General features: G+C 72.2%; 10 protein-coding genes and 1 pseudogene. 3 read left to right on the top strand and 8 right to left on the bottom strand.

The window, feature by feature from the left end; translation table 11 throughout:
* Nucleotides 1-27: 27 nt before the first annotated feature.
* From AB0N14_RS30080 to AB0N14_RS30070, 3 genes are all read right to left on the bottom strand, one after another.
* Nucleotides 28-165 (bottom strand): hypothetical protein, encoded by a 138-nt coding sequence (locus AB0N14_RS30080; RefSeq protein ID WP_366028835.1) that lies wholly within the window; start codon nucleotides 163-165, stop codon nucleotides 28-30.
* Between the two features lie 197 nt (nucleotides 166-362).
* Nucleotides 363-3,188 (bottom strand): AAA family ATPase, encoded by a 2,826-nt coding sequence (locus tag AB0N14_RS30075; RefSeq protein ID WP_366028834.1) that lies wholly within the window; start codon nucleotides 3,186-3,188, stop codon nucleotides 363-365.
* 145 nt (nucleotides 3,189-3,333) lie between these two features.
* Nucleotides 3,334-4,170, bottom strand: a complete 837-nt coding sequence (locus AB0N14_RS30070) for a LuxR C-terminal-related transcriptional regulator (RefSeq protein ID WP_366028833.1) — start codon at nucleotides 4,168-4,170, stop codon at nucleotides 3,334-3,336.
* Nucleotides 4,171-4,272: 102 nt separating this feature from the next.
* Here AB0N14_RS30070 and AB0N14_RS30065 point away from each other — a divergent pair, with 102 nt between their 5' ends.
* Both AB0N14_RS30065 and AB0N14_RS30060 read left to right on the top strand, forming a co-directional pair.
* Nucleotides 4,273-5,952, top strand: coding sequence for an AMP-binding protein (locus tag AB0N14_RS30065; protein WP_366028832.1), 1,680 nt, complete (start codon nucleotides 4,273-4,275; stop codon nucleotides 5,950-5,952).
* On the top strand, nucleotides 5,949-7,562 hold the full coding sequence (locus tag AB0N14_RS30060; protein WP_366028831.1) for an AMP-binding protein: 1,614 nt from the start codon (nucleotides 5,949-5,951) through the stop codon (nucleotides 7,560-7,562). The genes AB0N14_RS30065 and AB0N14_RS30060 overlap by 4 nt, the downstream gene beginning before the upstream one ends.
* Before the next feature lie 13 nt (nucleotides 7,563-7,575).
* On the opposite strand, the gene AB0N14_RS30055 is transcribed toward AB0N14_RS30060, so the two are convergent.
* Entirely contained in the window at nucleotides 7,576-8,289 is a 714-nt protein-coding gene (locus AB0N14_RS30055; RefSeq protein WP_366028830.1) for a hypothetical protein, read from the bottom strand.
* A gap of 213 nt (nucleotides 8,290-8,502) precedes the next feature.
* Between AB0N14_RS30055 and gcl the strand changes: the two genes are divergently transcribed.
* Nucleotides 8,503-10,242: a glyoxylate carboligase gene (gcl, locus tag AB0N14_RS30050; protein WP_366028829.1), complete on the top strand. Its 1,740-nt coding sequence runs from the start codon at nucleotides 8,503-8,505 to the stop codon at nucleotides 10,240-10,242.
* A gap of 505 nt (nucleotides 10,243-10,747) precedes the next feature.
* Here the strand turns inward: gcl and AB0N14_RS30045 are convergent.
* From AB0N14_RS30045 to AB0N14_RS30030, 4 genes and pseudogenes are all read right to left on the bottom strand, one after another.
* Entirely contained in the window at nucleotides 10,748-10,984 is a 237-nt protein-coding gene (locus tag AB0N14_RS30045) for a hypothetical protein (protein ID WP_200418160.1), read from the bottom strand.
* Between the two features lie 266 nt (nucleotides 10,985-11,250).
* A complete protein-coding gene (locus AB0N14_RS30040; protein WP_366028843.1) occupies nucleotides 11,251-11,547 on the bottom strand; it encodes a hypothetical protein in 297 nt (98 codons plus the stop codon).
* Nucleotides 11,548-11,598: 51 nt separating this feature from the next.
* Nucleotides 11,599-12,033 (bottom strand): annotated as a pseudogene (locus tag AB0N14_RS30035) (ABC transporter ATP-binding protein); the annotation flags it as partial.
* Nucleotides 12,034-12,098: 65 nt separating this feature from the next.
* Complete coding sequence (locus tag AB0N14_RS30030) at nucleotides 12,099-12,317, bottom strand: iron chelate uptake ABC transporter family permease subunit (RefSeq protein WP_366028842.1); 219 nt, start codon at nucleotides 12,315-12,317, stop codon at nucleotides 12,099-12,101.
* Nucleotides 12,318-12,369 lie beyond the last annotated feature (52 nt).

The following is a 12,369-nucleotide window of genomic DNA, read 5'->3' as shown; positions in this document are numbered from 1 at the left end:
AAGGAAGGGTCCATCGGAAGGCAGGCCCTAGCGGCCCCGGAGCGGGAGACCGCCGAGCAGCCGGGCGGGGCCGGCCTGCCGGTTGAGGGCGGCCGTGCCCGTGGCGGCGGCAGCGGTCGCCACGGCGGCAGCGGCGGCCTTTCTGACGCGTTTCGGCCCGGACATGGATCTCCTCGTGGGGTTGCCGGTGGGGGGTTCGCGCGAGTGGGGACCGGCCCCGGTGTGCCCGGCGAGCGGCACGCCTTTACGCTAGAAGCCGGAGTGGCTCCCTCCCAATGAGGGAACGCCCTAGGCGAGTTGGGCAGGGAAAACCCTCGGTCCACGCGCGGGAACCGGTCGACGGGCGTGCCGTCTGCGCTGGTTCAGCCCGCGCGGTGCCCGGCCGCCAGACGCACGATGTCCACCCGTGACCGGATGCCCAGCTTGCGGTAGACCCGGGTCAGCGTGGCCTCCACGGTCTTGACGCTGATGAACAGCCGGGCTGCGATCTCCCGGTTCGTCGCCCCCTCCATGACCAGCGCGGCGACCTGCCGTTCCGTCGCGGCCAGGCTGTCCAGGGCGGCCGCCGCGACCGGCGCCGGCCCCGTCGGATGAGTCTCCGACCTCGCCGGGTCCGTGACCGTGGCCGTCTCCACCAGGCGCAGCCACGGCATCGCCCGGCAACGGCGGAAGAGACGGGTCGACTCGTCGTACGACGCCGGTCCCGACCGCCCGGCGCGCAGTCCCGCCAGCGCATAGGCCGCCCGGGCCTCCTCGAGGCCGTAGCCGAGCTTCGCGAGCCGGCCCCGGGCCGCCGTCAACTGACGTTCCGCCGCGTCCACTTCGCCACGTGCCGCCCGGACCAGGGCCTCCGCCCGGTCCAGCACCGCGAGCACGCTCTCCCGCCGGAGTCTGAGCGCGTGGGCGCGGGCGGCGTCGATGACGTCCTGCGCCTCGGCCGGCTCCTCGACGCGTACGAGCGCCTCCGCGAGGTCGCCGTGCCAGCGGCCCCGAGCCGGATCGGTGACCCCGAGCCCCTCCTCCAGCTCCCTCACCCGGCGCAGGGACCGCACGCTCCCCGCCGAGTCCCCGGCCACCAGCTGGGCGTGCCCCAGCGCGGCCAGTGCCCGCGACAGGTAGATCACGTCGCCGTCCTCCTCGGCCCGGCCCACGGCCTCCTGGGCCAGCGTCAGCGCCCGCTCCGCCTCGCCTCCCGCCGCCTCCGCCAGCGAGGTGAGCATGGCGCTGGCGGCCTCCCCGATCCCGGTGTCCCGCGCCAGCCTGAGGCTCTCCCGCGCGAGGTCGAGGGCCCGCCCGCAGTGTCCGGCCCGCAGTTCGGTCTCGGCGAGCCCGCGCAGGAAGTGCACCTCGGCCTCGACCATGCCGCGCCGCCGCACCTCGCTCAGCAGCGCGCTGACCGTCTTGCGCGCCTCGGAGAGCTGGTCGCTCATGATCAGCCAGCGGAACCGCACGGCGCCGACGCCGTTGTGGTCGCACGCCACCCGCGCGTCCTGCGGTTCCCTCATCGCCCGCTTGATGGTGCGCGGTGCGTCCGGGTGCCCCATCAGGGTCTCGGCCTGCGCCTGGAAGGCGAGGGCCAGCAGCTCGTTGCGCCGGTCACCGGCCCGCGCCGCCAGCTCCGCGGCGAGGGCGCCCTCCTGCCGGGCCCGGGCGAAGTCGCCCTCCACCAGCAGCGCCCGCCAGGCGAGCTGGTAGTGCACCAGGGTGAGCAGCCGGGGGTCGTCGCCCGCGTCCGACAGCGCCTGCGGGAAGACCGCGTCGACCTCGGCCATCGCGTGCCCGGCGGCGTCGATCACCACCATCCAGGCCCGTACCCTGTCCGTCGGTTCCGTCGCGTGGGCCAGCACCTCGCGGGCGACGTCCCGGGCGAGGTCGGTCTCCCCGGCGGTCAGCGCGTCCTCGGCCGCCTGCAACCGCCGCTCGTCGGGCCCCGGCACCGCGTCCGCAGGGGTGTGCCGGGCGGCGAGCAGCCCGAGCCCCGCCGCCACCGAGGGCGCGCCACGGTCCCGGGCGGCGGACGCGGCCTCGGCGAGCCGCTGCGCCACCCGCGGATCCGTGCCGGTGGTCGCCAGCGCCAGGTGCCGGGCCCGCTCGATCGGGTCGGAGGCCGCCGTCGACAGCGCCGCGTGCACGGCGCGCCGCTCCTGGGCGCTCGCCTGCGCGTACAGCGCGGCCGAAATCAGCGGATGCGCGAACCGTACGCCCGGTGCCTCCCGCTCCGTCACCAGCAGCCCGAGCGCGGCGGCCTGCGCGGTCTCCGCCTCCGCGTTGTCCCGGCCCGCCGCGCGCAGCAGGGCCAGTGTGGGCCGGGCTCCTGCGCTCGCCACGAGCAGGGTGCGGCGGGCCTCGTCGGACAGCGCCTCCAGCCGGTTGAGCACCAGGGTCCTGAGCGAGGTCGGCACGGGCAGCGTCTCACCGGGCCTCGGCGGAGTCGGGCTCTCGGCGAGTGCGCGGCCGAGCTCCAGAGCGAACAGCGGGTTGCCGCCGCTGGTGCGGTGGATGTCCCGCACGGTGGAGCGGGGCAGTCCCGTGTAGCCGCGGTGGTCGAGGAGCGTGGCGATCCGGGCGCGCGAGAGCGGGCCCACCTGGAGGGCGAGGGTGTCCGGCGGGGACGTGCTCAGATAGCGGTCGTACTCCTGGCCCTGTTCGGCGCGGGTGCGCACCGCGCACAGCATCTGCACCGGTGTGCCGCCGAGGCGCCGCGCGGCGAAGCCGAGGAGTTCGGTGCTGGCCGGATCCAGCCACTGCAGGTCGTCGGCGACGATCAGCACGGGACCGCGGGTGGCCAGCGCACGGAGGGTGGAGAGCACGGCGAGCCGAAGCGCGAGTCCGTCCCGTTGCAGCGTGGACTCGCCGCGGCCGGTGAGCGCGGACTCCAGGGCGGTGCGCTGGGGGGCGGGAAGCCGGTCGGCTACCTCGTCCATGACGAGCCCGAGCAGGTCGGCCAGGGCCAGGAAGGGTAGATGGGATTCGGACTCGGTCGCCGAGCAGCGCAACACGGTGCGCACCGTTTCGCCGTATTCCGCGGCCAGCGTCCGCAGGACCGTCGACTTTCCTATTCCGGCGGGGCCGTGCAGCAGCACACTTCCCCCGTCGGCGAGCTGCCGGCGCGCCGCTGTGCACAGCTCTTCCCGGCCGATGACCAGGTCATGGTGGGGTCTCGCAGGCTCCCTGAAGTCCCGTCGCACGGTGCCGCTCCCCTCCGGGTGTCGTGTCCTGGCCAATATTAGGCGTCCTGCCATTGAAAATTCGGACGGCGGCATGGTGAGGGAAACAACAAGCGGTGACACAAGGGAATTCATCGGACTACCGAATGAATCGGAAACTACAGGTCTACGGGAGCAGCCCGGCCCGCCGCGCCGCCACCACCGCCTCCCATCTGCTGTGCGCGCCGAGTTTCCGCATCGCCGACCGCAGATACCCCTTCACTGTCTCCGGGCGCAGCCCCAGCCGCTCGGCGGCCGCCGCGTTGGTCGACCCGACCGCCACACACGCCAGGACGTCCACCTCCCGCGGGGACAGCCCCACGTTCCCCACCGCTGATCCCGGGGAGGCCGCCCCGGCCAGCCGACCGCACACATCCAGGAGCTCCGCCCGCAGCGCCACGTCCTCCACCCGCTGGGCGAGCGCCCGCAGCGCGCCGTGCGCCTCCCGCACCTGCTCCCAGGCCGCCCCGGCCGGGCCGGAGGGCTCCCGCACCGCCGTCAGCAGGCTGCGCGCCTCGTCCCGGGCGACCAGCGCCTGCTCCACGTCCCGCGCCGCCTCCACGGCCGCGCTCAGCGTGCGGTCGCCCAGCGGCTGCGCCGTCCGCAGGGCGCCGTAGAGCACCCCGCGCACCCGGCGCCGTACGACGACCGGTACCGCGAGGACGGACCTCAGGCCCTCCGTCGCCACCGCCGCGTCGTACTCGTGGCTGATCTGCCGGGACGCCGAGTAGTCGGTCACCGCGCACGGCCGGGCCAGCGCCGTCACCTTGCCACCCAGGCCGCTGCCGGAGACGACGGCGAGGGAGCTGAGCGCCGTCGTCGCGGTGCCGCTCAGTTCGCTGATGCGTATCTGCGGCCGCCCGGACTCCACCAGTCCGCCGAAGGCGACCGGAAGCCCCGTGACCCGCCGCAGCCGCACCAGCGCGCTGCGCACCTGAACCGTCTCGGCTGCGTCAACTGCCACGTGCTCGCCCCTCCGTCGCGGCGCACCCCCCGTTCGGGGGTGGTGAGACCTGCGTCACCGATTACACGATGTGAGATGGCTGTCCGGCAATGAGGAGGACACATGACGGCGAACACCGACGCGACGGACGCGTTCCGGACCGCGCGGGACTTCCTGCTGGCTAACCGGGAGGACTACGCGACGGCGTACGAGGGCTTCCGCTGGCCGCGCCCGGCGTACTTCAACTGGGCGCTCGACTGGTTCGACGTCATCGCGGACGGCAACGACCGCACGGCACTGCACATCGTGGAGGAGGACGGCTCCGAGGAACGCCTCACCTTCGCCGAGATGTCCGAGCGCTCGAACCGGGTGGCCGGCTGGCTCCGGGAGCGGGGCGTGCGCGCGGAGGACCGCATCCTGGTCATGCTGGGCAACCAGACCGAGCTGTGGGAGACCGCGCTGGCGGCGATGAAGCTGCGTGCGGTCGTCATTCCGGCCACCCCGCTGCTCGGCCCCGCGGACCTGCGCGACCGTGTCGACCGAGGACGGGTCCGGCAGGTGATCGTGCGAGCCGAGGACACGGACAAGTTCGCCGAGGTGCCGGGCGACTACACCCGGATCGCGGTCGGCGGCGCGCCGGAGGGCTGGCGGGCCTACGAGGACGCGTACGCGGCCGACGCGCGCTTCGAGCCGGACGGGCCGACCCACGCCGACGACCCGCTGATGCTCTACTTCACCTCGGGCACCACCGCCCGGCCCAAACTGGTCGAGCACACCCATGTGTCGTACCCGATCGGTCATCTGGCGACGATGTACTGGATCGGCCTCAAGCCCGGGGACGTCCACCTGAACATCTCCTCGCCGGGTTGGGCCAAGCACGCCTGGTCCAACCTGTTCGCCCCGTGGAACGCGGAGGCGACCGTGTTCATCCACAACTACACACGCTTCGACGCGGCCCGGCTGATGGCGGAGATGGACCGCGTGGGCGTGACGACGTTCTGCGCGCCGCCGACCGTGTGGCGCATGCTGATCCAGGCCGACCTCACCCAGCTCGCCACCCCGCCGCGCGAGGCGGTCGCCGCCGGGGAGCCGCTGAACCCCGAGGTGATCGAGCAGGTGCGCAGGGCCTGGGGGGTGACCATCCGGGACGGCTTCGGGCAGACCGAGACGGCCGTGCAGGTCTCCAACAGCCCGGGCCAGCCTCTGAAGACGGGCTCCATGGGGCGGCCGAGCCCCGGCTTCCGCGTGGAGCTGCTGGATCCGGTGAGCGGCGCGCCGGGCGCGGACGAGGGCGAGATCGCGCTCGACCTGTCCGTACGGCCTGTCGGCGTGATGACCGGTTACCACGGCGACCCCGACCGTACGGCCGAGGCCATGGCGGGCGGCTACTACCGCACCGGCGACATCGGGTCCCGGGACGCGGACGGCTACATCACCTACGTCGGGCGGGCCGACGACGTCTTCAAGGCCTCCGACTACAAGATCTCCCCCTTCGAGCTGGAGAGCGCGCTCCTGGAGCACGAAGCGGTGGCCGAGGCGGCCGTCGTACCGGCGCCGGACGAACTGCGCCTCTCCGTCCCGAAGGCGTACGTGGTGCTCGCCGCGGGCTGGGAGCCCGGCCCGGACACCGCGAAGGTCCTCTTCGAGCACTCCCGCGAGGCGCTCGCCCCCTACAAGCGCATCCGCCGCCTGGAGTTCGGGGACCTGCCCAAGACCGTCTCCGGCAAGATCCGCCGCATCGAGCTGCGCGAGGCCACGGCCGCGGGCTCGCGGAACGAGTACCGCGAGGAGGACTTCCGGTGACCGCGCTGTCCTACACCCACGGGACCAGCACGACGCCGCTCCTCGGCGACACCATCGGCGCCAACCTCGACCGCGCGATCGCCGCGTACCCCGACCGCGAGGCCCTGGTCGACGTGCCGTCCGGAAGGCGCTGGACCTACGCCGAGTTCGGCGCCGCGGTCGACGAGGTGGCGCTCGGGCTGCTCGCCAAGGGCGTGCGCAAGGGCGACCGGGTCGGCATCTGGGCGGTCAACTGCCCCGAGTGGGTGCTGGTGCAGTACGCCACCGCGCGGATCGGCGCGATCATGGTGAACATCAACCCCGCCTACCGCGCCCACGAGCTCCAGTACGTGCTGAAGCAGGCCGGGATCTCGCTCTTGGTCGCCTCCCTCGCCCACAAGACGAGCGACTACCGGGCCCTGGTCGACCAAGTGCGCAGCAGCTGCCCGGAGTTGCGCGAGACCGTCTACATCGGCGACCCCACCTGGGACGCGCTCACGGGGGCCGCGGCGTCGGTCCCGTACGCCCGACTGGCGTCCCTCGCAGGCGAGTTGAGCTGCGACGACCCGGTCAACATCCAGTACACCTCGGGCACCACCGGCTTCCCCAAGGGTGCCACCCTCTCCCACCACAACATCCTCAACAACGGCTACTGGGTGGGCCGTACGATCGGCTACACGGAGCAGGACCGGGTGTGTCTGCCGGTGCCGTTCTACCACTGCTTCGGCATGGTGATGGGCAACCTGGGCGCCACCTCCCACGGGGCCTGCATCGTCATCCCGGCGCCGTCCTTCGAACCCCGGGCCACCCTCGAGGCCGTCCGGCAGGAGCGCTGCACCTCCCTGTACGGCGTGCCGACGATGTTCATCGCCGAGCTCAACCTGCCCGGCTTCGCGGAGTACGACCTGTCGTCCCTCAGGACCGGCATCATGGCGGGTTCGCCGTGCCCGGTGGAGGTGATGAAGCGGGTGGTCGGCGAGATGCACATGGAGCAGGTGTCCATCTGCTACGGCATGACGGAGACCTCCCCGGTCTCGCTGCAGACCCGGATGGACGACGACCTGGAGCACCGCACGGGCACGGTGGGCCGGGTCCTCCCGCACATCGAGGTCAAGATCGTCGATCCGGCGACCGGGGTGACCCTGCCGCGCGGTGCGGCGGGCGAGTTGTGCACCCGCGGCTACAGCGTGATGCTCGGCTACTGGAACGAGCCGGAGAAGACCGCGGAGGCCGTCGACCCCGGCCGCTGGATGCACACCGGCGACCTCGCCATGATGCGCGAGGACGGGTACGTCGAGATCGTCGGCCGCATCAAGGACATGATCATCCGCGGGGGCGAGAACATCTACCCGCGTGAGATCGAGGAGTTCCTGTACGCGCATCCGAAGATCGCCGACGTGCAGGTGGTCGGGGTCCCGCACGAGCGGTACGGCGAGGAGGTCCTGGCCTGCGCGATCCCCCGCGACCCGGCCGACCCGCCGACCCTCGAGGAGCTGCGGGCCTTCTGCGAGGGGCAGCTCGCCCGCTACAAGATCCCGAGCCGGCTGCAGATCCTGGACGCCTTCCCGATGACGGTCTCGGGGAAGGTCCGCAAGATCGAGCTGCGGGAGAGGTTCGCGGAACCGGCGTAGGGCGAGGGATCGTTCAGGCCAGGCCGGCGGCCAGATCCTCGGCCTGCCTGTTCACCGGCTGGGGCGTGCCGGTGAGGTCGAGGACGAAGAGCGGGACGCCGAGGCGGTCGGCGGCGGCACGGGCGGCGTCGGCGTATCCCGCCAGTGAGAAGCACACGCAGCGTGCGGACTCCGACAGGGCGGTGAGCCACAGGCACTCCACGTCCCGCAGTGACGCCGGACGCACCGTCGGCTCCACCAGCGCCCGCATCCCCTCCGCCGTGAGCAGGACCCCGCTGAGCGGACGCTCCTGGGCGCGCCGGACGTCGTGGTGGCCGAGCCGGCGCAGCCAGAGCGCGGCTGCGCCGATGGCGTCGGCGGCCGTGTGGATGGTGACGGGCTGGAAGACGGGACTTGGCGCACGCCGACCGCCCGCGCCGTCCCCGGTGGAACCGGGGCGTGGCGCCCCGCTCACCGGGGCCCCGCTCACCGGGACACGGAGGATCGTCCCGCACGGGCAGTCCAGCTCCGGGCAGGGCCACTGACTCTCACGGCCGCAACTCCCGCAGCGGATCGCGACCCAGCCGTCGTCCCAGGTGCGGTGGGTGACCACGGACGGCCGCGAGAGGCGGTTCAGCGGCGGGGCGACGGGCGCGCCGCACACGCACGGATACGACGGCGCGGCGTAGACGTGCTCGCGCCGGCAGACCGGACAGGACACCGGCACGCTCTCGGGCATGGCTCCCATGGTGCGTCCGCGGATGCCCACGTGTCCCCGACTTCGGCGATCGCGCACACCTGAAGGGCCGGCTCTTGACGGCTTCCTCTGTCATGCCTACATTGCTTCCAGATAGCAGAAACAATATTCCGTATTACGGAAAGAAGAAGCCGAAAGGCGCATCGGTGCTCACCGCGAGGCGCGACGGGAGCGCGAGTCCGACAGTCGAAGCAGGAGTACTCCATGGCTCGTATGACCGCTGCCCGCGCGGCAGTCGAGATCCTCAAACGTGAGGGCGTCCGGGACGCGTTCGGGGTTCCGGGCGCGGCGATCAACCCCTTCTACGCCGCCCTGAAAGCGTCCGGCGGCATCCACCACACCCTGGCCCGCCATGTCGAGGGCGCGTCCCACATGGCGGAGGGCTACACCCGCACCCACCCCGGCAACATCGGCGTGTGCATCGGAACCTCCGGCCCGGCCGGCACCGACATGATCACCGGGCTCTACTCGGCGACCGGCGACTCGGTCCCGATCCTCTGCATCACCGGCCAGGCCCCGACCGCGGTGCTCCACAAGGAGGACTTCCAGGCCGTCGACATCGCGTCGATCGCCGCGCCGGTGACGAAGATGGCTGTCACCGTGCTGGAGGCCGCGCAGGTGCCGGGCGTCTTCCAGCAGGCGTTCCACCTGATGCGCTCCGGCCGCCCCGGGCCCGTCCTGATCGACCTGCCGGTCGACGTCCAGCTCACCGAGATCGAGTTCGACCCGGAGACGTACGCGCCCCTGCCGGTCTACAGGCCCGCCGCGACCCGCGCCCAGATCGAGAAGGCGCTCGCACTGCTGAACGCCTCCGAACGCCCGCTGATCGTCGCCGGAGGCGGCGTCATCAACGCCGACGCAACCGAACTCCTCGTTGAGTTCGCGGAGCTGACGGGCACTCCGGTCGTCCCCACCCTGATGGGCTGGGGAGCCATCCCCGACGACCACGAGCTGCACGCCGGCATGGTCGGCCTGCAGACCTCGCACCGGTACGGCAACGCGACCTTCCTGGAGTCCGACTTCGTCCTGGGCATCGGCAACCGCTGGGCCAACCGCCACACCGGGCGCCTCGACGTCTACACGGCCGGGCGGACATTCGTCCACGTCGACATCGAACCCACCCAGATCGGCAGGATCTTCGCCCCCGACTACGGCATCGCCTCCGACGCGAAGGCGGCCCTGGAGCTGTTCGTCGAGGTGGCCGAGGAGCTGAGGCGGGCCGGCAGGCTCCCCGACCGTTCCGCCTGGGCCGCCGCCGCACGGGAGAAGAAGGGCCGCCTGAAGCGCCGTACGCACTTCGACGACATCCCGATCAAACCGCAGCGCGTCTACGAGGAGATGAACAAGGCCTTCGGCCCCGAGACGCGGTATGTGACGGCGATCGGCCTCTCCCAGATCGCCGGCGCCCAGATGCTGCACGTGTACCGCCCGCGGCACTGGATCAACTGCGGCCAGGCGGGTCCCCTCGGCTGGACGATCCCGGCCGCGCTGGGGGTGGCGAAGGCGGACCCGGAGGCGTCCGTGGTCGCGCTGTCCGGTGACTACGACTTCCAGTTCATGATCGAGGAGTTGGCGGTCGGCGCCCAGCACAGGATCCCGTACATCCACGTCCTGGTGAACAACTCCTACCTCGGCCTGATCCGCCAGGCACAGCGGGCCTTCGACATGGACTTCCAGGTCAAGCTGGAATTCGAGAACATCAACTCACCCGAACTGGGCGTCTACGGCGTCGACCACGTCAAGGTCGCCGAGGGCCTCGGCTGCAAGGCGATCCGGGTGACGGACCCCGACGACCTGGCCCCGGCCTTCGAACAGGCCAAGAAGCTCGCCGCCGAGTACCGGGTGCCCGTGGTCGTCGAGGCGATCCTGGAGCGCGTCACCAACATCTCCATGTCGACCACCAACGACATCAGCGAGGTCGTGGAGTTCGAGGAGAGCGTCTAGTCGCGCTTCCGAACGCGGACGGGGCCGCGGTCGCCCGCGGCCCCGTGGGTACCCGGCGGCCGACGGCGTGGCCACGATGTCGGAACCCGCTCCCGAGTATCCGGGTATCTGAAGGCGGTTCACGACCCCGGGCACCGGGGTGTCCGGTTCGCCCGCGTACGGCGTCCAGACGTACCCGGACTGGCTTTCGGTCTGGTGCAGGAAGCCATGGGGTCCCGCGAAGACGACGATGTCCTTGGGAGGGTTGTTCAGCAGAGCGGCCGGTACGACCGTCTGTCGCCCACCCGGCGCCCTCCGTACGGAGAACGGCACCGCCGCGGCCCGCCCCCACGGGCCGCGGTCCCCCGGCCAGCACCCCCCTGCGAGGCCCGCCGCCCCCCGTGCCGGCGGGCCCCGTGTGCAGAGAATCTCCCCATGACCAGGGGTAGTTGAAGCCCCCTGACCGGTGTTCAGAGGTTCATTTGAGCATTGTGCAGAGGGAGTACGCCTGCTTGCGTAGGCGCCCTCACTCGATCTCGTGCTCCGACAACCCCGGCCAGTCCTCGGGTCCGCCGCCCTGCCACTCGACGATGTCGCTCTCCTCGACCTCGATCCGGTCCAGATCGGCCAGGCGCAGGATCTCGATGACGTCGTCCAGGTGGGAGGCGATCCCGAGGGTCACGTCGCCCTCGGTGACCCGCCGGGATCCGTCAAGCGCCGGGGCGTGCACCACGATGTGCGGATGCTGCGGTGACTGTTCCATGGGTTCAGCGTCCTGCGGCCGCGCCGGATCCGCACCCCGGGGGCCACGGTGGACGCGACGGCTCCGGGGCGCTCCTCTCCCGGCCCTGCCGCACCGGGTAACAGCCGTACCGGGAGTTGCCCGATCGGCTGCCCCGGCCTGTGCCGCCGTGGCACGATGGTGACGTTGAGTGCGCATGTGATCGCGGGGGGGTGCGGCGGAGTCGCGCAGGCTGCTTTCGTTCGGGGACGCTCCGGTGCGCGTGGGCAGAAACGCATGAACTTGCGCTACGCCGACCTGTTGCGGTTCGCCTCAGCGTGAGTTGAACCGCGTCGGAGGCCGACGACGCCGGGGCCGCGCAGCGGGGTGACCACGGGACGGCCCTCGGTGCCCGTGGTCACCGACACCCGTGCCGCGTACACACGGGCTACCACGCCCTCGGTGATGACCTCGGCGGGTGTGCCGCCCGCCGCGACGCGTCCCTTGTCGAGGAGGACCAACCGGTCCGCGTACTGGGCGGCCGTGGTCAGGTCGTGCAGCGTGGTGACCACCGCCAGGCGCCGCCTGCTGCGCAGTTCGTCCACCAGGTCGAGAACGTGCTGCTGGTGTCCGAAGTCGAGGGCGGAGGTGGGTTCGTCGAGCAGCAGCAGCCGGGGTTCCTGGGCCAGGGCCCGGGCCAGCGCGGCGCGTTGCCGCTCGCCGCCGGAGAGCTCGGACAGGCGGCGAGCGGCTTAGTGGGTGAGGTCGAGCGCGGCCGGCGTGCGCGCCGTGGCCTTGCGGTCCCGTTCGCCGGGGCTCGCGAGGTAGCCGAGGTGGGGCGTGCGCCCCAACAGCACATACTCCTGGACCGTCATGTCCGGTGGCAGTACGGGTGCCTGCGGCACGTAGGCGATCAGCCGGGCCCTTCCCCGGGCGCGCAGGCGCTCGACGTCGGTGCCGCCGACGACGACCGTGCCGCGGTGGGGGAGCAGACCGGCGATGGCGCGGAGCAGCGTCGACTTGCCCGCGCCGTCGGGGCCGATCAGCGCCGGCCAGCCGCCCGAGGGGACGGCGAAGGACAGCGCGCGCACGACCGGGGCGCGGTCCAGGTCGACATCCACCCCGGCCACGTCGAGCCCGGCTGAGGCGGGTGCGCTCACGTCCGCACCGACCGGGTGGAGCGCAGGATCCAGATGAATGCCGGTGAGCCGATCAGTGCGGTGACGACGCCGATGGGCAGTTCGGCCGGTGCCACAACGGTGCGGGCCAGAGCGTCGGCGAGGACCAGGAATCCCGCGCCGAACAGCAGTGACAGCGGAAGGACGAGCCGATAGGAGGCGCCGGCCGGCCGACGCACCGCATGCGGCACGATGATCCCGACGAAGGGTCGGGTCCGGGCCGCGGCGGCGCCTTGGCGCGACAGGACA

Origin of the sequence: Streptomyces sp. NPDC051104 (assembly GCF_040682835.1) — a bacterium.
Taxonomy (GTDB): Bacteria; Actinomycetota; Actinomycetes; order Streptomycetales; family Streptomycetaceae; genus Streptomyces; species Streptomyces cynarae.
This window is presented reverse-complemented; position numbering and strand designations above follow the sequence as displayed.

Bases quoted from the DNA above. Each gene is read 5' to 3' on its own strand.
- AB0N14_RS30045 (WP_200418160.1), bottom strand. From the start codon at position 10,984: ATGGAACAGTCACCGCAGCATCCGCACATCGTGGTGCACGCCCCGGCG.
- AB0N14_RS30065 (WP_366028832.1), top strand. From the start codon at position 4,273: ATGACGGCGAACACCGACGCGACGGACGCGTTCCGGACCGCGCGGGAC.
- AB0N14_RS30080 (WP_366028835.1), bottom strand. From the start codon at position 165: ATGTCCGGGCCGAAACGCGTCAGAAAGGCCGCCGCTGCCGCCGTGGCG.
- AB0N14_RS30055 (WP_366028830.1), bottom strand. From the start codon at position 8,289: ATGGGAGCCATGCCCGAGAGCGTGCCGGTGTCCTGTCCGGTCTGCCGG.
- gcl (WP_366028829.1), top strand. From the start codon at position 8,503: ATGGCTCGTATGACCGCTGCCCGCGCGGCAGTCGAGATCCTCAAACGT.